Here is an 18,794-nt window from a genome sequence, read left to right on the forward strand (position 1 = left end):
TAAACCTGTACCCGACGTGGCCGGTTACTGGCTTCTCTGGCTCACGACGCCTCGACCACCGTCAGATACGTCACGTACACGAGCGCGGCGGCAACGAGCGAAATCGCGACGACGGTGACGCCGACGAAGTTCTCGAGGAAGACCGCCGGATCGTCCATGATGTACGCACCGCCTTCGACCGCGAGGACGAACAGGGCGCCGTAGAGAGCCGCGACTGCCATGGCGCGGGCGATGGCGACGACGAGCCCGGCCCGGCGGCTGTTGAGGAGTTCGACGACGAACAGCAGGGCGATCGCGAGCAAGTAGAACGGCTCGGGAAGGGCCTGCCCGAGTCCGTAGGGCCCTCGAATCGCGAGCCAGCCGTAGTACGCGAGCGCCAGCAGGACGCCGGCGACGAACGTCATCGCGACGCCGTATCCCGTCGTGTCGTCGACGCGTGGGCGCCTCGGCTGTGTCGCGTCGTCGCTCGAGTCGGACGGTTCTGGTGCGGCCATCGTGTATCGTGGTACGTAGGACCGCGAGCGGGTTAGTTCTCGAGGGTACGTTCATCACGTTTGATGCGCTGCGGAGGTGCGTTAACGAGGCAGACACGTCGATGACCTGCTGGTCGCCCTCGAGCGGGCCAGGCTGTCACCCCATGGCGTGAGAATATTTATAGCCGGACTTCAATACCACTACGTATGGACGACATTTTCGTTGCCAGATTAATGAGTTCGGATCTCGTAACAGTCGCACCCGACACCCTCGTCGAGAACGCCGGCCAGACGATACTCGAGAACTGCATTAGCTCACTCGTCGTCGTTGACGACGACGGACGCCTCGAGGGAATCCTGACGACGACCGACTTCGTCACGATCGTCGCCGAGAGTTTCCCGAAAGCGGAGACGACCGTCGAACGCTACATGACGACCGACGTCGTGACCGTCTCACCCCAGCAGCCGATCACCGAGGTGGCGAACGTGATGCTCGAACATGGGGTCCACCATCTGCCGGTCGTCGACGAGGACGAGGGCGTCGTCGGTATCGTCACGACGACCGATCTGGCGGGGTACCTGACGACGATGCGGGCGTCGGTGTAGGTACTGTACTGGTCGATTTGGCCACACAGAGAACGTATTTCTACGACTCGAGAAGATGGCAAGCGTCGTGCTCGAGAATCGATAGTCGAGACTCAACGCAGTCGCCAGTCGGCCCAACGCTGCCCGTGTCTTCGTGAACCTGAACACCGCGTAGACGCCCCGAAACTTCCGTTCGTCGATCCCGTTCTGTCGTCTTACTCGCGGATTTGCTATACTGTTATGTGGTTTATTCACGTCTCGAGAAGTCGAAACTGCCAGTTCAGCGTTGAATATGGAATTCGAGACCCCGTACACTCGCGGAGTCAACTAGACGATCGAAAGAGAGCGCGGCTCCGATCACGCAGATAGTACGACGACGGACGTTCACTCGCGACGGGCACCGCTCACCCGATTCGAACCTGTCGCTCGTTCGTTCTGACGTTCGAACAGAAAGAGCCAGTAGAGGGATTTGAACCCTCGACCTAATCCTTACGAAGGATTCGCTCTGCCAGCTGAGCTATACTGGCGCAGGTGTCTGCGTCCACTTCTACGTAGGACCGATAGCCGGCATAAGGATTGCGAATCGAGTCTGCCGCTCGGGTCGGGTTCGATCTCTCGCCTGGAGCCAGGTTCGGGCTCCGCTCACCGCGGCTGGATTTCAGCCATCACCTCATCGCCGCTCGAGGCGCACGTCCAGGCAGACGTTGAGTTCGTGAGGCGCGTAGGATCGAACGACCCGCTGGGTCTCGACGCTCACCTCGTACTCGGATTCGGCTGCCGCGCGAATCGCTCGCTCTCCCGGTCCGAAGGGATCGTCCTCGTGCTGGATGTCATAGTAGTGAATCACGCAGTCATGGCCGGCAATCGTCACCGCGGACTCGAGGAATGTGTCCGCGCTGTGAGGGAGGTTCATCACGATCCGGTCGGCCCAGCCCTCGTAGTCGGGGGCGACCTCGCGGACGTCAGCGTCGATCGCCGTCACTCGATCCGCGACGCCGTTCCGGTCGGCGTTCTCCCGGAGGTACTCGATCGCGACCTCGTTGACGTCGACGCCGACGCACTCGGCGCCGTGTCTGGCGAACGGGATCACGAACGGGCCGACGCCGGCGAACATGTCGAAGACGCGCTCGCCCTCGCTCGCCTGCTCGACGACCCGGTGGCGTTCCGTGGCGAGACGCGGCGAGAAGTACACCGACGCGAGGTCGAGTGCGAACTCACAACCGTACTCCCGGTGGACGACGGTCGTCCCCTCTCCGGCGACCACGTCCCAGTCACGCACGCGGGTCTCGCCCTTGATTTTCGAGGCCTTGTTCAGGACTGTCTCGAGGGGCAGGTCTGACGCGAGGATAGCGTCGGCAATCTCCTGCGCCCGCTGGGAGTCGTCTTCCTCCAGGAGCGCGGTATCGCCCAGTCGTTCGTAGGAGGGTTCGAAGCCGAGGAGATCCGCGGGCATCGTCTGCGTGTCACGTGTGGGTACGCCCTGGTCGACGAGCGTGTAGTCGACCTCGAGATCCGAGAGCAGGGCGTCTACCGGGCCTTCGCTCGAGTCCGAACTCGATCCCGAATCGTCGAGCGGCACGTAGAGCCAACCGTCCTCGACGGTAATCTCGAACTCGTCGGCGATCAGGTCCGCGTCGGCGAGCCGACTCCGAACAGTCTCGCCGTGCTCGGGGCGAACGCGGACACACGGCACGTCCATACCTCCCGTCGCTGCTCCGACGTCCTAACGGTGACGTTTTGTCGCTCGCGTCGGAAGCCCGGCCCATGGCAGGTCGGACGGAACTCACGACACTCGAGACGGTCCAGGAATCGCGGTCGTGGCTGTTCACGGTTCGCGACCGCTACGGCGAGGCCGAGGAGGCGATCCTCGTTCCCTGTGAGGACGGCGTCGAGGGGTGGATCAACCGCTGTATGCACGAACCGCAGCGACTCGACGTCGGCCGCGGCGTCGCGATGCGCGACGACGAGATCATCTGTCCGCGACACGGCTCGATGTACGACGCCTGTTCGGGGGCGTGTGACAACGGCGAAGCCGCCGGCACGCGCCTCGTCGGTGTCGACGTGACCGTCGAGGACGGCCGGGTCTTCCTGACGGATTCGATATACCAGTTCGACCACGAGGGCGGCCTCGAGGACGACGGAGAGGCGGACGAAAACGAGAGCGACGAAGACGGCGACGGCGGTCCGTCGTCGACCTCGCACATCTCTTTTTGAGAGGGGTCAGTCGGCAGTTTTCGAGGCGCCTCTCTAGGCCTCGAGCGGAGCCGAGAAAAACAGATCCTGGGATCAGTCGAGATACCCGAGCACGTCGCTGCCCTCGAGATAGACGAAATCGTGTCGGTCGGCGTAGGCGCGCGCGTCTACAGGCGCGAGTGCCTCGCCAGTCCGGTCGTCGAGCATCTCACAGACGACGACGGCGGGCGGCAGGTCGGCCTCGAGGGCCAGCGTGACGCCCAGTTCGGTGTGGCCCTCGCGTTGTGCGAGGAGGTCGGGGGCCGCCCGGAGCAAATGGACGTGACCGGGGACGCGAAACTCCTCGGCGAAGTCGGTTTCGTCCGGGTCGGCGGCGGCCTCGCCGAGCGACTGGATCGTCAGCGACCGGTCGTTGTCGGTGACCCCGGTGTAGGTGTCCCGGTGGTTGACCGTCACGGAGAACGACGAGCGCTCGTCGTAGCCCAGGTCGTGGCCGGCCGTCGCCGGGTGGTCGACGGCGTCGTCGTAGAACGGGAGGTCGAACGCGTCGGCGACCGCGTCCTCGAACGCGACGCAGACGAGGCCGCCAGCGTCATTGCGCAGGCGAGAGACGGCCTCGGGCGTGACGGCGTCGGCGTGGTAGATCAGGTCGGTCTCGCCCTCGCGGTCGGCCGCGTCGTGGACGAGAATCGGCTCGCCAGCCTGCAGGCGCTCGAGGGCCGATTCGACGCTCGCGGTAGTTGTCAGCGGTTCCTGGCGGGGGTTGGTGGTGTCTGATCCGTTCATGTTAGCGGTCTCCGACGGTGATCGTCACGTGGTCGCCGTCCTCGAGGTCGAGTTCGTCGCGCAGTTTCGCGGGCGCGATCAACTCGAGCTGGTCCTCGTCGTGGTGAGTTCGTTCGGGGGCGATTGCGTGGGCGGTCTCGTAGACGTCGCCGTCGGCCGTCTCGACGGTGGCGGGGTGACAGACGGCGGGGCCGTAGGTGCGTTCGTCGTTCTCCCAGCCGTCGATTGGGATCGACTCGAGGGAGGCCATCGCCCGGCGCCGTCGCATGCTCTCGTCCTGGAGGTCGACGTTGAGCGTCCCGGGGAACGGCTCGTAGCCCAGGCGGTCGGAAAACTGGCGGCTGTAGCCGGGCAGCGAGATGTAGTGGCGCCCCTCGCCCATGCCGCTGGTCACGACGCCCTCGAGTTCGACCTCGGGATCGGCCTCGAAGAGTCGTTTGTACTCCTCGTACTCGGTGCGAAGCGCGCCCTCGCCCGCGTCGGTGACGACGACCCACTGGCCGTCGGCGACGGTGTCGCGCTCGAGGTAGCCTGCGCTCTCGAGACGCTGGAGACGCCGCGAGGCGGTCTGGTTCGACGCCTCGAGTCGATCCGCGAGGGCCGAACAGGAGATTTTGAGGTCGCCCTCGAGACCGCCGTCGAGCGCGAGGAGTTTGAGCACGGCGAGTTCGTCGTGCCCGACGGTGGTCGATACGGTCTCGTGCATACGCGACGCTTCGCCCCTTCGTGGCATAAGCGTACCGAATGTGGCACGCATCCCAAAACTGTTATGGCGTTGTCGGCGGTTTATCGCTCGACGGTCCGAGGTCCTCTCGAGAATGCGTTTCGACTCCATCGGTATGTATCGATCGGTCCGTCCCATTTTCGAGACCGCCAGCCGTGGTACTGCTTCGAGAGGCGGGTCTTCCCCCAGTTGGGCTGTCGTCTCGACACTGACGGTCGGTGGTGATCCGATCGAAGCCAAAAGGAGGAGAGCACTCAGTCGCTCGAGACGGTGTCGCGCTCCCAGAACTCACTGTCCTTCTTCAGCTTCGGGACCCACGTGTCGCTCGTCTTCGAGAGCAAGGCGACGCGCGAGGCGGGAACTTCCTTCACCTCGGTGAACTCGGGCATGTGGGAGGCGACCTCGCGCGCGAACTCGGCGACATCCTCGTGATCCGGCATCGAGGATCGATCCAGCCGGCCGCGGGAGTGCCCGACGTGCATATACGCCTTCAACTCGACGAAATCGGGATCGGCCCGCTGGTAGAAGGCGGCGTACCAGTCCGGGTCGCGCATGTTCTCGCCGTCGATCAGCGTCGTCCGCAGGACCGTACGCGTCTCGTCCTTCTCGGCGAGCACGTCCATCGTCTCGACGAGGTGCTCCCAGGCGTCGTCCTCCATGGCTTTGACGACCTGGTCGAATGTCCAGCGCTCGGGAGCGTCGACGCTGACGTACAGTTGCGTCGGGTCACACTCTCGCAGGACCTCGGGACGGGTACCGTTCGAGACGAGGAACGTCGTGACGTCTCGGTCGTGGAACGCCTCAAGTAGCTCGGGGAGATAGGGATACAAGGACGGCTCGCCGTCGAGACTGATGGCGACGTGACGGGGCTCCATCGCCTCCTCGAACACGGGCCGGGGGACCTGGTCGTTGCCGCCGAAGCCCGAGAGCAGCTTCTTCTGGAGGCGGATCGAGGCGTCGACGACGGCCTCGGGGTCGTCCCACTCGACGCCCTCGAGTTCGTAGGCGTGGCCGTTGTGGTCGCGCCAGCAGAAGACGCAGCGCTCGTTACAGCGGACGACGGGCGTCATCTGGATACAGCGGTGTGATTCGATGCCGTACCAGATGTTTTTGTAGCACTTGCCCTCGCCACGAAGGGCGTTGGCGGTCCACCCGCAGGTCTGGGCGGCGGTGTGGTTCTCGTGGTGGTAGTTCGGCGAGTCGACCTGCATCGGTCCGCCACCGTCGTCCTCGTCTACGTCTACGTCGCCGTCCTCCGACGACGCGTCGGCCCCGGAATCCGCGGCGTTGCTCATGATGGAACGCGATTGGACGCCCGCGAGTAAAAGGCGTGTGGTGTGGTGCCAGCGGTTTCTACGAGCGGCGGTCGAGTCACTCGCTACGTCCACGAATCCGCTCGAGCACGCTCAGCGTCCCGTCAGCGTGACCCGTCTCGAGCACCTCGTCGGCCGCTGCCTTCGCCGCGTCGTCCGCATTGGCGACGGCGAAACTCCGACCCACGGCCCCGAACGTCGAGACGTCGTTCTCGGAGTCGCCGACGGCCACCGCGTCCTCGAGGCCGAAGCCGACGTGCTCGGCCAGGCGGGCGACGCCGCGGCCCTTGCTCGTCTCCGGGCTGACGACGTGGTAGGCGTAGCCGGTGTCCAGCACCTCGAGGCCGTGCTCGGCGGCCAGTTCCCGGAGGGGACCTTCGGGTTGCTCGCGATTGACGGCGACCTCGGTCTCACGCCAGCGGTTGACCGTGTCCTCGGGTCCCCAGCCGAGGTCGTAGCCGGCGTCCCGGTAGGCCTCCGCGACGGCCTGGGCGGCGGCGCGGTCGGCGGTGTAGTGAACGGACTCGCCGGTGTAGACGACGCCGCCGTTCTCGGCGACGACGAGTTCGGGAAGCGCCGCGAAGTGACAAAGGGCGACAGGATACGGGAACGCTTTTCCGGTGGCGACGACCACCGGAGCGTCCCACTGGAGCAGCGGGTCGAAGATACGAGGGTCGATTCCCCACCCCTCCGGGCGGGTGAGCGTGCCGTCGATGTCGAGGACGAGCGGCGGGTCGGCGGTCATATCGAAAGGTGCTCGAGGCGAGGCCTAAAGGAATCGGTCTTCGATCGCAGTTGTGCATGCCGCGATTTGGGTACTACGATGGCCGAGATAAAATCACTCCTCGAGTCGGGAATTACTGGTCCGGACTGAAGGTCGCTGCTGTGAGTGGAACCTAAAAGGGCGGTGATCAGAGGTCAGGGCGTCGGGACCCAGACCGTCGTCGGGAAGATGCCGAGGAAGAACGCCACGGCGATCAGAATCGTCCCAAAGACGATGGCCGCCGCGGGCGGGTCCCAGTGGGTATCGCCATGGGCGTAGAACACCCGCTGGAAGGCTTCCCCGAACAGCGCACAGACGATCCCGAAGATAGCGGCGACGATCAGGGCGACCTCGTTGCTGGTCCCCGCGAGAACCGCGTCGCCGCTCGCGACGACCGCGAGCGCGGCCGTCGAGGACGGGAGCGTGATGTGGTGTGTGACCGGAATCTTCTCGACGCCGCAGTTGAGGAAGACGAGGGAGGCAGCGCTGATACCGAACGCCAGGAACGGACTCTCGGTGACGAGTGCCGTGTACCCGCCCAGGAGGCCGCCAGCCAGGCCGATCATGGCGACGTGGTCCCACTTGTACTGGTGGGGGAGCCACGGTTCGACGGCGAGACGCGAACTCTGGGCCGCTGCCTCCGTCTCTGCTCCCGCGTCCACCTCGCCGCCGTCGGTAATCGCTCGCGTCTCCTCGCGCTCAAATGGCGTCATGTCGAAGTAGCCCGTGCCCCGGACTTTCCCGATGATGCTGTAGCCCAGGATCAGCCGGTGAAACAGCGCCGAGAGGACGACCCCCATCGCGATTGGGTCCCAGGGCAACCCGAGCGTCCCCGAGGTCACCTGGAGGACGTACCCGAGGACGCCGAAGGCCCCGCCCACGGCAAGGACGTCGGGTTTCGTCCCGAGGGCGTAGGCGATGTTCTTCGCCTCGTGGAAGTCGAAGGCAGTGTCGATGTAGCCCCGGCGAGCGGCGTAGGCCGTCGCCGCAGCACCGCCGGCGAAGCTGATCGCCGGGGAGAACGGCGGGCCGAACGCGACATCGTTCGTGATCGCCCCGGCGTCTTGATTGACCAGCGTCGCTGCCTCACCCGCGATGACCATGAAGCCCGTAAAGATGAACGCCGGGAGTGCGCCGAGGGCTGCTCCGAACGCGCCGCCGCCGAACGCGGCGATGAGCATCTCGAGGTCGAGGAGGGCCTCCAGGAGCTCACCGAGGACCATGGTCAGTCGCCTCCGTCAGTGGCCCAGCCGAGCGAGCGCTCGACGGCGTCACTCCAGCGACTGTACATGCGATCGGCTTTCTCCGGATCCATCTCGGGAGTGAACTCGCGGTCGACCTGCCAGTTGTCGCGCAGTCCCTCGACGTCGCCCCAGTACCCGACCGCCAGGCCGGCCGCATAGGCCGACCCCAGGGCCGTCGTCTCGTCGACGACGGGACGGGAGATCTCCGAGCCGATGATGTCCGACTGGAGCTGGCAGAGGTAGTTGTTCTTGACCGCGCCGCCGTCGACCTTGAGATCCTGCATCTCGATGCCCGAGTCGGCTTCCATCGCCTCGGCGACGTCTCGCGTCTGGTAGGCGATGGACTCGAGGGTCGCGCGGACGACGTGTTCCTTCCGGGTACCGCGGGTCATCCCGACGATGGTGCCGCGGGCGCGCTGGTCCCAGTGCGGGGCGCCCAGCCCCGTGAACGCGGGGACGAAGTAGACGCCGTCGGTCGAATCGACGCTCCTGGCCAGTTCCGCCGTCTCGGCCGGATCGTCGATCAACGTCATATCCTCGAGCCACTCGATCGCCGCGCCGGTGATGAATATGGCGCCCTCCAGAGCGTACTGGACGGGTTCGCCCGAGCGCTGGAAGCCAATTGTGGTGAGCAGGCCGTGTTCGGACTCGACGGCTTCCTCGCCGGTGTTCATGAGGAAGAACGAGCCTGTCCCGTAGGTGTTCTTGGCCTCGCCGGCGTCGAAACAGGTCTGGCCGAACAGCGCCGCCTGCTGGTCGCCGAGCGCGCCCGCGACCGGGATCTCGGCCTCGAGGAAGCCGTCCGGGTCGGTCGTTCCGTAGGTGTCCTCGTCGCTCGAGGGGCGAACTTCCGGGAGCATCTCCCGGGACACGTCGAACTCCTCGAGCAACTCGTCGTCCCACTCGAGGTCGTGGATGTTGTAGAGCATCGTCCGCGAAGCGTTCGTTACCTCGGTGATGTGGTTGCCCGTGAGGTTGTAGATCAGCCAGGTGTCGATGGTCCCGAAGAGGACCTCGCCCTCGGCCGCGCGGTCCTGGATGTCCGATGGCCGGGTACGCTCCATCTTGATCGGGTCGGCGTTCTCGAGGAGCCACTCGGCTTTCGTCGCCGAGAAGTAGGCGTCGGCCTCGAGGCCGGTCTTTTCACGGATCGTGTCGACCATGCCGTCTTCCTCGAGTTGCTCGACGCGACTGGTCGTCCGGCGGTCCTGCCAGACGAGCGCGTTGTGCACCGGTTTTCCGGATTCCGCGTCCCAGAGCAGCGTCGTCTCGCGCTGATTGGTGACGCCGATGGCCTCGAGCTGGTCCGGGCTGATCCCGGCCTGGCCGAGTGCGCTCGTGATCACCGATTTGGTGTTCTCCCAGATCTCCATCGGGTCGTGTTCGACCCAGCCGGGTTCCGGGTAGATCTGTTCGTGTTTCTCGTACGCGTTGGCGACGACCTGACCGCTGTGGTCGAACACCATGAATCGCGTGCCGGTCGTACCCTGGTCTACTGCGCCGACGTATGTGTCTGTCATTGGTAGTCACCCGTTGTGTCGCTCGGTTGCGAACATCTTTACCGACGATCCGGTATTACTGATAAACAACACCAACGATCGGTATAAACATTGCCCAATATGTAAGTCGATATTTATGTATTTCTCGGGATAATCTCAGAGAACGAAACTATTCGTGCTGGAATATGCCGAGTAGACGCATTTATGGGGCCATTTCTCGTCCGTACTCGTCTGACCCACGAGAACTCCTGACACGACAACTAACTATCTGGAAAAACGGTGATTGTTACGGGTGTTGGCTGACCACCGATAAAATAATGGCGCGTCGCCACGTCGTTGGGTCAACGGATGGCATACGATACGGAGGTACTCGTCGTCGGCGGCGGCTCCACCGGCTGTGGCATCGCCCGGGACCTGGCGATGCGCGGCCTCGAGGTGACGCTCGTCGAGCGGGGAAACCTCACACACGGGACGACCGGGCGGATGCACGGCCTGTTACACAGCGGGGGCCGCTACGCCGTGTCGGACCAGGCCAGCGCGAAGGAGTGTATCGAGGAAAACGAGGTCCTACGCGACATCGCCGGCCACTGCGTCGAGATGACCGGCGGACTGTTCGTCCAGCGCCCGGAGGATCCGGACGACTACTTCCAGGAAAAGCTGCGTGGGTGCAAGGCGTGTGACATTCCCGCGCGCGCCCTCTCGGGGCGGGAAGCCCGCGAGATCGAACCCTATCTCGCCAAAGACGTCGAGCGGGCGATTCAGGTGCCCGACGGCGCGATCGATCCCTTCAGACTCTGTGTGGCCAACGCAATCGACGCCGAATCCCACGGGGCACGCGTCGAAACCCACGCCGAAGTGATCGACTTGCTTCGCGAGGGCGACGACGTCTACGGCGTCGAGGTCCGCCACGACTCCGGCCCCGGAAAACGATCCCACCGATCGCCCGGCACCACTGAGGAGATCACGGCCGAATACGTCGTCAACGCGACCGGCGCGTGGGCCGGGCAGATCGGCGAGATGGCCGACCTCGAGGTCGCTGTCCGCCCCTCGAAGGGCGTCATGACCATCATGAACGTCCGCCAGGTCGACACGGTCATCAACCGCTGTCGGCCGAAGGGCGACGCCGACATCGTCGTGCCTCACGAGACAACTGCCATCCTCGGCACCACGGACGAGGAAGTCGACGATCCCGACGACTACCCCGAGGCTGGCTGGGAGGTCGACCTGATGATCGACACCCTCTCGGAACTGGTACCGATCCTATCGGAGGCCCGCACGATCCGCTCGTTCTGGGGGGTCCGCCCGCTGTACGAACCACCGGGAACCGGGACGGTAGACCCCACGGACATCACCCGGGATTTCTTCCTGCTCGATCACGCCGAGCGCGACGGCGTCTCGGGAATCACCAGCATCGTCGGCGGCAAGTTCACCACGTACCGGATGATGGCCGAGCAAATTTCTGATCACGTCTGTGAGAAACTCGGCCATCGGGCTACCTGCGAGACTGCGAGCGAACCGCTCCCAGGAAGCGAGAACCTCGAGACCCTCGAGGACGCGATGGACGACTTTGGCCTGCGTTCGCCGATCGCCCGACGGAGCAAACAGCGCCTCGGGAGTCGCTCGCAGGAGGTACTCGGAACCACTGATCCGAACCCGGTCGTCTGTACCTGCGAGGGCGTCACACGCGCCGAAATCCAGGACGCCATCGAGCAGTCCGGCTCCGACCTGAACGCCGTGCGAATCCGGACCCGGGCGTCGATGGGCAACTGCCAGGGCGGCTTCTGCTGTCACGTCATGGCCAACGAACTCCACCCCGAGTACGACGAGCCGACGGCTCGAGCCGCCTACGACGAACTCTTCCAGGAGCGCTGGAAGGGCGAACGCCACGCGCTCTGGGGCGAACAGCTCTCCCAGGCGATGCTCACCTACGCGCTCCACGCGACGACGTTCAATGCCGACGGTGATCCGGCTCGAGTCGGCGGCGACGAGTCGGTCGACTTCGGCGCGTTCGACGGTGGACGGCCGGACTCGGTTCGGGAAGCGACCGGGGGAATGGCGACCGACGGCGGTCCTCGAGACTCCCGACGGTTAGGCGAGGATCCGGACGGAGGTGATCGCTGAAATGGCCATTACCGACGACGTGTTCGTCATCGGCGGCGGACTCGCCGGCGCGACGGCGGCGCTCGCCGCGGCCGAACGGGGCGTCCAGGTTCGCCTGCTCAGCTACAAGCAGAGCACGCTCCGCCACGCCAGCGGGCTGATCGACGTGCTCGGGTACGCGCCCGACGGCCAGGGGCCGCTCGCCGACCCCTTCGACGCGCTCGAGTCGCTCCCGGTGGGCCACCCCTACGAGCGCGTGGGCGGCGATTCGGTTCGCGAGGCACTGCTCTTCTTCGACGCGATCGCAGGGGACACCTACGCGGGCGAGCACACGGACGCCAACGCGCTCGTCCCTACCTCGAGCGGCGCGATCAAGCCCACGGCCCGCTACCCCGCCGGCGTCGCGCCCGGGGTCGCGAGCGATCCCAGCGACGCGCTGCTCGTCGGCTTCGAAACCCTCCCCGAGTTCGACGCCCCGCTCGCCGCGGCCCACCTGGAGGACACCGGCGCTCCGTTCGAGGCCCGCGGCGTCACCCTCTCGTTCCCGGGCATCCGGCGCGACGACGCGAAGGTGACCCGGTACGCGCACCTGCTCGACCGCGACGAGGCCGTCGACATCGGCCGCGGCGAGACCTTCGCACGGGCCGCGTTGGCCGCCATTGTCCGCGACCAGCTCGAGGGCGAGTCCCGGGTGGGGTTCCCGCCGATCCTCGGGGACGACAATCACGCGACCGTCCGCCGTGACCTCGAGGAGCGCCTCGGCGTCGACGTCTTCGAAGTACCTTCGGGGCCGCCAAGCCTGCCCGGAATGCGCCTCGAGGACCGCCTGTACGACGCGCTCGAGGACGCTGGCGTTCGCGTCACGACGGGCGTCCCGGTCGTCGACTACGAGGGGGTGGAAAGCGGACGCAGCGGCTCGAATTCGAGACGAATCGAACACGTCCTCGTTGATCGCAAGGGCCAGGACGTTCCCTACCGCGCCGACGAGTACGTCCTCGCCACCGGCGGCCTCGTCGGCAAGGGCGTTCGATCCGACCGCGAGCGGGTCTTCGAACCCATCTTCGACTGTCACGTCGAGGCGTCGCCGGACCGCTACGACTGGTTCGACGGCGACGCCTTCGGCGACCACCCGTTCGCTCGCTTCGGCGTGACCGTCGACCGCGAGTTGCGCCCGCTCGACGCCGAGGGCGACCTCGAGTTCGCGAACCTGCGAGCGGCGGGTGCCGTCCTCTCGGGGTACGACTTCGCCGCCGAGAAGTCCGGCAGTGGCGTCTCGCTCGCCACTGGATTCGTCGCGGGCGACCGGGCCGGATCGGAGGTTCGCGGATGAGCCGATCGGTTCGTTCGCGTGCTGGCCCGGACGCGCTGTACGGACCGTACGCGGCCTCGAGTGACCCCTCGAGCAGTGCGTGCAAGCAGTGGCGGCCGGATCGACGGTCGACCGAGACTTACAGTAGAAACGAGTTTCAGAGCCAGGCCCAGAGCCACAGTCAGATTCAGAGACGGATCCAATTTCAAATCAACATGACGGTGATTCTATGAGCGACGCGGAACGACCGACCGACGACCACGTCCCGGGCGACGACGAGTTCGACCCCATCGAGGTCTTTCCGGAGGCCGACGAGATGGACCTCAGGCCGGGGGCGGACAACTGCTACAAGTGCTCGACCTGCGACACCAACTGCCCGGTCGCGGAGGTCGACGACGAGTTCCCCGGGCCGAAGTTCCAGGGACCGGAGCAGTGGCGGCTGAAGCGCCAATCCGACCAGGATGTCGACGCCTCGATCATGAAATGCTCGAACTGCATGCGCTGTGACCACGCCTGCCCCTCGGAAGTGCCGCTCTCCCAGATGCACAACAGCGCTCGCGGGGAGTACGTCGAGGAGCGGATGAGCAAGCGTTCGCTCGAGTACTGGCGAAACCGGCTGCTCTCGAACTACCGGCTGATGGCGCACCTCGGGAGCAAGGTCCCCCGGTTGACGAACTTTGTGATGGGGCTCACGCTCACCAGCGTGTTCAACGAGAAGGTTCTCGGCATCGCGGGCGAACGCGAGTTCCCCGAGTTCGCCACCGAGACCTTCCGGGAGTGGTGGCGAGCACGGGGTGGCCACGAGGTCTCGAGAGAGCGCGCCGAGGCGGCCCGCGATCGTCGCGGTGAGTCCGGTGCTGATAAGAAAATCGCCTACTTCCACGGCTGCTACTCGAACTACAACACGCCCGAGGTCGGCAAGGCCCTCGTGCGGGTGTACGAACACTTCGGCTACGAAGTAGTGGTGCCAGAGCAGCGCTGTTCGGGGACGCCGATGTTCGCGAACGGCATGCTCGACGACGCCCGCCGGGCCGCCGACACCAACGTCCCTGAACTCGCGGCCGCCATCGAAGACGGCGCCGACGTGATCGCCTCCTGCACCTCGTGTTCGATGTCGCTTCGCCAGGAGTACCCCGAACTGTTCGACATCGACGGCGTCGACGACGTCTCGAGCAACACCTGGGAGGGCCTCGAGTACCTCCGCGTCCACGAGGATCTCGAGGGCGAACTCGCAGGGACGCGTGCCGACGTGCCGAACCTGGCCTACCACACTCCCTGTCACGCCCGCAATCAGGGACTGGACGGACAGGCCATCGAGGTGCTGACGACCATCGACGGCGTCGAGGCCCAGGACGTGGGCGAGTCCTGTTCTGGAATTTCGGGCACCTACGGCTGGAAGGAAGAGCACTACGAGACCTCGATGCAGATCGGCGAGGAGATGTTCGAGCACATGGAACGCGCCGACGGCGACACCGGTCTCACCGAGTGTCCGACCTGCGCAATGCAGATGGAACACGGGACGGGCTACGAGATCAAACACCCACTCGAGGTGCTCGAGGCGGCACTCGTTCCGGACTCTCCGGAAACCGCGCGTGCGACGACGGATGGCGGCGTCGACGAGGTGGGCGAGGCGGGCCGTCGAGACGAGGTACGCGGATCGGATCGCGAAGGCGGAACGGACGAAGCGGACCGCGAAGACAGGACGGACGAAGCGGACCACGAAGATAGGACGGGCAGACCGGACCGCGAAGGCCAGAACGAGCCGTCCGGAGCGAACTGATGGACCTCGCGGAACGAATCGCCCGTCGGCGAACCGCCCAGCCGCATTCGGGGTTCGTCCTCGACCGGGAGGTGCTGAGCCCTACTGTCCACCGCAGTGAGCCCGTCGGCCGCGGTTCGACCCTCGAGGCGCTCCTCGACGCCGTCGAACCCGCTTTCAGCAACTCTCTGCCGGAACCGTTCGCGGTCGTCGGGCCCGCCGGATCCGGAACGTCGGCCGTGATCACCGCGCTCTTCGCCGCGCTGACGGCGGAGCTGGGCGACTCGACTCGAGCGATCGGGACGACGACGCGCGCCGGCAGCGACCGGCGGGCGATCCGGTTCGTCTACGTCGACGCCCGCCGAACGACCAGCGCGTTCGCCTTCTATCGGGCCGTTCTCTCGTCGCTCTCGACGGATTCCGTTCCGACCAGCGGCGTCGGGACGGACGACCTCCACGATCGTCTCGCCGCGCGACTCGCCCGGCCCGACCGCCGGGCGGTGATCGCCGTCGACCACCACGACGAACCGGAAACGATTGACGTGGCGAGGGTTCGGGAGTTACTCGAGGCGGTCGACGAGAGCACGACGGTCATCCCGATCGGGCGGCGAGCGCCCACCGGGTGGGACGGGTCCGTCGTCGAGGTCCCGGCCTACCGCCAGCACGAACTCGTCGACGTGGTGACCGAGCGAACCGCCGTGGGACTGGCCGCCGGCACGCTCGACCACCAGGCAGTCCGGTCGCTGGCGGAGTGGGCCGACGGCAACGCTCACGACGCGCTGGCGGCGGTGTTCGGCGCTGCGTACCTGGCGACGGAGGCGGGCGCCGAAACGATCGACGACCGCCACCTCGAGGCCGCGAAGGCGGACGTGCCGGGTGGCGGCGTCCACGTCGACCGGGCACTGGCCCTGCCGGAATCGCGCCAGCGCGTACTCGTCGCGCTGATCCAGGTTTGCGATGACGAGACCGACCGTCGATCGATTCGTACCCTTTCGGACGACATCGCCCGTTCGTCGTCACTGACGAGCGGGACCGTCAAGCGATTTCTGTACGAACTGGCCGACAGAGGACTACTCGAGCGGGTGTCGATCAACGAGGCGGTCGGGAGCGAAGGAGGGAGTGGGGGTCGCCGCCCGAGCACGCTCGAGCCGCGATTCCCGACGATTGCGTTCCAGGCGCTGACGACGGCTCAGGAGTAACCGAGCGCTCGAGAACGTTCCTCTCTCGCCCGCTTTAATTTCTATAGTTTAGCCACGCAATAGCAGTGGTTCCGTAACGACCCGGGGCGAACGCGAGGTTATCCTCGGCGAGCGCGTATCTCGATCCATGCCGACCGTCCAGACCGACGATATCGAGACCTACTGCGTCGTACGCGGTGAGGGTCCACCTGTCGTCTTCGTTCACGGGATGATCATGCGTTCGACGATGTGGGAACCGCAGATGAGTGCCCTCGAGGACGCGTTCAAAACGATCGCCTACGACGTCCGCGGCCACGGCCGGACCGGCGGTTCCGACGTCTCGCCGTACTCGATCGACCTTTTCGCGTCGGATCTCGAGGCGCTGCTGGACGCCCTCGGAATCGAACGGGCGGTCGTCTGTGGACTTTCGATGGGCGGAGCTATCGCACAGACGTTCGCCGCGACCTGCCCCGAGCGGGTGGCCGGACTCGTGCTCGCGGACACGTTTCCGACCGGACCGATGCCCACGACGCTCCGACTCGCGGTGGCGAACATCCGGTTTCTCGCCCGACTGGATCGTCTCGTGGGCTACGAGACGTTGAACTGGTGGCAGCTTCGGGTCGGGGACAGACTCCTACCCGGCGTCTCGGGCGATCGGACGACCGTCCAGGGGCTCGTCGAGGACGGCCCAACAATATCTCACGCGGAGTTCGTCAAGATCGCCGACGCAACCGCCCGGTTCCCCCGGATCGAACTCGAGTTCGCCGGCCTTTCGGCACCGACGCTCGTACTGCACGGAGAGCACTTGCCGATGGCCAACGAGTCGCTCACCGCTCGACTGGTCGAGCAGCTCGCACACACCGAGCCGACTGTTCTCGTGGTTCCTAATAGCGGACACGCGTCGAACATCGACAATCCCGAATATTTCACGTCGGCGCTGCGCACGTTCCTGACCGAACGGGTGTACGACTACGCGGTTGAGGACGTGGATCCGGACCGTGAACTCGAGTGGCCCTGAGCACGGTCTCGGGCAGGCTGAGCGCCATCGAAGCGTCGTCGATTTGCGACAATCGGTCTTCTGCCATCGCGCTACTCGAGCACCCGGCTTCGTAGCCCCTTCGGAACGGCGTTCGCGATCATCGTGCGATCGTAGCGACCGGTCCGCAAGAGGCCGAGACAGAAGACGCCAGCGACGGCGGCCGCGATCCAGTTGCCATAGAGCAGGTTAATCGAGCCCCACAGGAGCACGAAGCTCACCAGGTCGTCCAAGATGAACGGACACTCCCGGACGCGCTCGAGCAGTGCCTCGCGGTCGAAGGCGAGGTCGATAAGAATCACGGCGACGGTGCCCGAGAGGAGCCACCCGACGTAGTTCGAGAGCGGAACACCGTAGTAGACGCCCGCCTCGAACGCCCAGAAACCGATCGAGACCGCCGCGGGGTCGAGCACGAGGTCGACGGCGACGACGGCGGCGACGGCGGCCGGGAGCCGGACCAGCGGGTTCGCGGCCCGCTGGCCGAAGACGAGTACCGTGAGGAGGTAAGCATTGAGTACGAGTGGGACGAAAAACAGCGGCAGGGCTAGCGGAATCTCTCCAAACAGCATCGGCCCGAGCGAGATTGCGTACTCGAAGTCGCCGTAGGGCCAGCCGGTACGCACGCCCAGCAGTTCGACGCCGTAGGTGTAGGCCGTGAGCAGGCCGAGCCAGCCGAGCGCCCGCCAGCCGATCCGTGGCAGGAGCCCCACCACGAGGGGCGAGCGCATCACGAGCGTGCCGAAGAGGATCAAAAGTGGGTTGTACGCGAGCGGTTCCGGAATTACCCCTTCAGCGCTCCCGACGAGGCTGATTGCGCCCACCAGCGGAAAGATCACGGCGATAGTGAAGCGGTTCTCCAGGACGAGCGCCTCGAGGCGACGCTGGATCCGTTCTCTGCCTGCCCGATTCGGGGCCGCCTCGGTCCCGCCGTCAGCCATAGAATACCCCCCAGAGCCCGCCCATCGTCAGCGCCATGCCGACGACCGTGTTGATCGCCGGGAACCACCAATAGGCTCGCGAGACGGCCACGCTCGAGGTCGCCACGCCCAAGACGAAGAGCGGGTAGATGCCGAGCAGTAGTCCTAGACGGTAGTCGAGTGCCCCGAAGGCGAGAGCGGCGGCGAGCCAGCAGGCGACGCAGTAGGCGTAGGTGCGCCGTTTCCCCAGCACGGTCGCGGTCGTCCGAATCCCCGCCCGGCGATCGGGTTCGATGTCGGGAACGGCCGAGAAGGTGTGCATGCCCATCGCCCAGAGCCAGGCCCCGGCCAGCGCGAGCAGCGGAGGCTGGGAGCCAGAGATGGCGGCGTAGGCGGCCGCGCCGGGTGCAATATAAAGGCCGTTCGAGATCGAGTCGAGCAACGGTGTCGTCTTGAATCGAAGCGGCGGGGCGCTGTAGCCAGCACCCAGCAGGAGGAAGACGGCGATCCAGGGCCACGACGGTGCCGGAAGCCACGGGAGCAGCACTAGCGGGACGAGTGCGCACGCGACGACGGCAACGGGAACGAATCGCTGCCCCTCGTAGCGCCCTTCGCGATCCTCCTTCTTCGGATTCTCGGCGTCGATTTCCCGGTCGTACACGTCGTTGATCCCGTACAGGAAGACGTTCGCCGGGATCAGGAAGTATGCGACCAGGACGATCGCGGTGGGTGAAAGCAGGTCTCCGACGTTCTCGGCGGCGTAGGCGATCCCCACCAGCACCGGCCCGGCGAGGTACAGCCAGAACCGCGGCCTCGAGAGCTTCAACAGGTACGCGAGCGGGTCGAGGAGCGGACGGTCGCTCGAGGGTCGTCGGTTGGCGGTCACGGCTGTTCACCGGGCAACGGCGCCCTCGA

At 65.7% G+C, this 18,794-nt stretch carries 17 protein-coding genes and 1 tRNA gene; 7 read left to right on the forward strand and 11 right to left on the reverse strand.

From position 1 onward, the window contains the following. Nucleotides 1-41: 41 nt before the first annotated feature. Entirely contained in the window at nucleotides 42-494 is a 453-nt protein-coding gene (locus NGM29_RS09880; protein ID WP_254155881.1) for a hypothetical protein, read from the reverse strand. 186 nt (nucleotides 495-680) lie between these two features. Here NGM29_RS09880 and NGM29_RS09885 point away from each other — a divergent pair, with 186 nt between their 5' ends. Beyond that, entirely contained in the window at nucleotides 681-1,079 is a 399-nt protein-coding gene (locus tag NGM29_RS09885) for a CBS domain-containing protein (RefSeq protein ID WP_254155883.1), read from the forward strand. 433 nt (nucleotides 1,080-1,512) lie between these two features. On the opposite strand, the gene NGM29_RS09890 is transcribed toward NGM29_RS09885, so the two are convergent. Beyond that, nucleotides 1,513-1,585 (reverse strand) — tRNA-Thr (locus NGM29_RS09890). Between the two features lie 143 nt (nucleotides 1,586-1,728). Continuing rightward, the gene (locus tag NGM29_RS09895) at nucleotides 1,729-2,757 is read right to left on the reverse strand and encodes a class I SAM-dependent methyltransferase (protein ID WP_254155885.1); all 1,029 of its coding nucleotides are present in this window, start codon (nucleotides 2,755-2,757) and stop codon (nucleotides 1,729-1,731) included. 65 nt (nucleotides 2,758-2,822) lie between these two features. Here NGM29_RS09895 and NGM29_RS09900 point away from each other — a divergent pair, with 65 nt between their 5' ends. After that, nucleotides 2,823-3,272 (forward strand): Rieske (2Fe-2S) protein, encoded by a 450-nt coding sequence (locus NGM29_RS09900; RefSeq protein ID WP_254155887.1) that lies wholly within the window; start codon nucleotides 2,823-2,825, stop codon nucleotides 3,270-3,272. A 72-nt stretch (nucleotides 3,273-3,344) separates the two neighbouring features. On the opposite strand, the gene ribB is transcribed toward NGM29_RS09900, so the two are convergent. From ribB to glpK, 6 genes are all read right to left on the reverse strand, one after another. Further along, complete coding sequence (ribB, locus tag NGM29_RS09905) at nucleotides 3,345-4,037, reverse strand: 3,4-dihydroxy-2-butanone-4-phosphate synthase (protein WP_254155888.1); 693 nt, start codon at nucleotides 4,035-4,037, stop codon at nucleotides 3,345-3,347. Between the two features lies 1 nt (nucleotide 4,038). Continuing rightward, nucleotides 4,039-4,743 carry a CTP-dependent riboflavin kinase gene (locus tag NGM29_RS09910; RefSeq protein ID WP_254155890.1) on the reverse strand — a complete coding sequence of 235 codons (705 nt, stop codon included), beginning with the start codon at nucleotides 4,741-4,743 and terminating at the stop codon, nucleotides 4,039-4,041. Nucleotides 4,744-5,015: 272 nt separating this feature from the next. After that, complete coding sequence (gene twy1, locus NGM29_RS09915; protein ID WP_254155892.1) at nucleotides 5,016-6,056, reverse strand: 4-demethylwyosine synthase TYW1; 1,041 nt, start codon at nucleotides 6,054-6,056, stop codon at nucleotides 5,016-5,018. A 76-nt stretch (nucleotides 6,057-6,132) separates the two neighbouring features. Next, nucleotides 6,133-6,819 carry an HAD hydrolase family protein gene (locus tag NGM29_RS09920; RefSeq protein ID WP_254155894.1) on the reverse strand — a complete coding sequence of 229 codons (687 nt, stop codon included), beginning with the start codon at nucleotides 6,817-6,819 and terminating at the stop codon, nucleotides 6,133-6,135. Between the two features lie 173 nt (nucleotides 6,820-6,992). Next, on the reverse strand, nucleotides 6,993-8,060 hold the full coding sequence (locus tag NGM29_RS09925; protein WP_254155896.1) for a DUF7973 family transport facilitator: 1,068 nt from the start codon (nucleotides 8,058-8,060) through the stop codon (nucleotides 6,993-6,995). A 2-nt stretch (nucleotides 8,061-8,062) separates the two neighbouring features. Next, entirely contained in the window at nucleotides 8,063-9,601 is a 1,539-nt protein-coding gene (gene glpK / locus NGM29_RS09930; RefSeq protein ID WP_254155900.1) for a glycerol kinase GlpK, read from the reverse strand. A 327-nt stretch (nucleotides 9,602-9,928) separates the two neighbouring features. On the opposite strand from glpK, the gene glpA reads away from it, so the two are divergent. The 5 genes from glpA to NGM29_RS09955 all read left to right on the forward strand — a co-directional run bounded on the left by glpA (nucleotide 9,929) and on the right by NGM29_RS09955 (nucleotide 16,944). Then, nucleotides 9,929-11,701 (forward strand): anaerobic glycerol-3-phosphate dehydrogenase subunit GlpA, encoded by a 1,773-nt coding sequence (gene glpA / locus NGM29_RS09935; RefSeq protein WP_254155903.1) that lies wholly within the window; start codon nucleotides 9,929-9,931, stop codon nucleotides 11,699-11,701. 1 nt (nucleotide 11,702) lies between these two features. Next, nucleotides 11,703-13,010, forward strand: a complete 1,308-nt coding sequence (gene glpB / locus NGM29_RS09940) for a glycerol-3-phosphate dehydrogenase subunit GlpB (RefSeq protein WP_254155905.1) — start codon at nucleotides 11,703-11,705, stop codon at nucleotides 13,008-13,010. 208 nt (nucleotides 13,011-13,218) lie between these two features. Further along, a complete protein-coding gene (locus tag NGM29_RS09945) occupies nucleotides 13,219-14,769 on the forward strand; it encodes an anaerobic glycerol-3-phosphate dehydrogenase subunit C (RefSeq protein WP_254155907.1) in 1,551 nt (516 codons plus the stop codon). After that, on the forward strand, nucleotides 14,769-15,947 hold the full coding sequence (locus NGM29_RS09950) for a Cdc6/Cdc18 family protein (RefSeq protein WP_254155909.1): 1,179 nt from the start codon (nucleotides 14,769-14,771) through the stop codon (nucleotides 15,945-15,947). The genes NGM29_RS09945 and NGM29_RS09950 overlap by 1 nt, the downstream gene beginning before the upstream one ends. Nucleotides 15,948-16,074: 127 nt before the next feature. Next, the gene (locus tag NGM29_RS09955) at nucleotides 16,075-16,944 is read left to right on the forward strand and encodes an alpha/beta fold hydrolase (protein WP_254155911.1); all 870 of its coding nucleotides are present in this window, start codon (nucleotides 16,075-16,077) and stop codon (nucleotides 16,942-16,944) included. Between the two features lie 71 nt (nucleotides 16,945-17,015). On the opposite strand, the gene cruF is transcribed toward NGM29_RS09955, so the two are convergent. Beyond that, nucleotides 17,016-17,900, reverse strand: a complete 885-nt coding sequence (gene cruF / locus NGM29_RS09960) for a bisanhydrobacterioruberin hydratase (RefSeq protein ID WP_254155913.1) — start codon at nucleotides 17,898-17,900, stop codon at nucleotides 17,016-17,018. Further along, nucleotides 17,893-18,765, reverse strand: a complete 873-nt coding sequence (locus NGM29_RS09965; protein WP_254155915.1) for a prenyltransferase — start codon at nucleotides 18,763-18,765, stop codon at nucleotides 17,893-17,895. Before NGM29_RS09965 ends, cruF begins: the two co-directional genes overlap by 8 nt. Between the last annotated feature and the right edge of the window lie 29 nt (nucleotides 18,766-18,794).

The organism is Natronosalvus rutilus (assembly GCF_024204665.1).
In the GTDB taxonomy this organism is placed as follows: Archaea; Halobacteriota; Halobacteria; order Halobacteriales; family Natrialbaceae; genus Natronosalvus; species Natronosalvus rutilus.

Excerpts from the sequence above, each read along its gene's own strand:
- NGM29_RS09880 (WP_254155881.1), bottom strand. The coding sequence starts at position 494 with ATGGCCGCACCAGAACCGTCCGACTCGAGCGACGACGCGACACAGCCG.
- NGM29_RS09885 (WP_254155883.1), top strand. The coding sequence starts at position 681 with ATGGACGACATTTTCGTTGCCAGATTAATGAGTTCGGATCTCGTAACA.
- NGM29_RS09895 (WP_254155885.1), bottom strand. The coding sequence starts at position 2,757 with ATGGACGTGCCGTGTGTCCGCGTTCGCCCCGAGCACGGCGAGACTGTT.
- NGM29_RS09900 (WP_254155887.1), top strand. The coding sequence starts at position 2,823 with ATGGCAGGTCGGACGGAACTCACGACACTCGAGACGGTCCAGGAATCG.
- ribB (WP_254155888.1), bottom strand. The coding sequence starts at position 4,037 with ATGAACGGATCAGACACCACCAACCCCCGCCAGGAACCGCTGACAACT.
- NGM29_RS09910 (WP_254155890.1), bottom strand. The coding sequence starts at position 4,743 with ATGCACGAGACCGTATCGACCACCGTCGGGCACGACGAACTCGCCGTG.
- twy1 (WP_254155892.1), bottom strand. The coding sequence starts at position 6,056 with ATGAGCAACGCCGCGGATTCCGGGGCCGACGCGTCGTCGGAGGACGGC.
- NGM29_RS09920 (WP_254155894.1), bottom strand. The coding sequence starts at position 6,819 with ATGACCGCCGACCCGCCGCTCGTCCTCGACATCGACGGCACGCTCACC.
- NGM29_RS09925 (WP_254155896.1), bottom strand. The coding sequence starts at position 8,060 with ATGGTCCTCGGTGAGCTCCTGGAGGCCCTCCTCGACCTCGAGATGCTC.
- glpK (WP_254155900.1), bottom strand. The coding sequence starts at position 9,601 with ATGACAGACACATACGTCGGCGCAGTAGACCAGGGTACGACCGGCACG.
- glpA (WP_254155903.1), top strand. The coding sequence starts at position 9,929 with ATGGCATACGATACGGAGGTACTCGTCGTCGGCGGCGGCTCCACCGGC.
- glpB (WP_254155905.1), top strand. The coding sequence starts at position 11,703 with ATGGCCATTACCGACGACGTGTTCGTCATCGGCGGCGGACTCGCCGGC.
- NGM29_RS09945 (WP_254155907.1), top strand. The coding sequence starts at position 13,219 with ATGAGCGACGCGGAACGACCGACCGACGACCACGTCCCGGGCGACGAC.
- NGM29_RS09950 (WP_254155909.1), top strand. The coding sequence starts at position 14,769 with ATGGACCTCGCGGAACGAATCGCCCGTCGGCGAACCGCCCAGCCGCAT.
- NGM29_RS09955 (WP_254155911.1), top strand. The coding sequence starts at position 16,075 with ATGCCGACCGTCCAGACCGACGATATCGAGACCTACTGCGTCGTACGC.
- cruF (WP_254155913.1), bottom strand. The coding sequence starts at position 17,900 with ATGGCTGACGGCGGGACCGAGGCGGCCCCGAATCGGGCAGGCAGAGAA.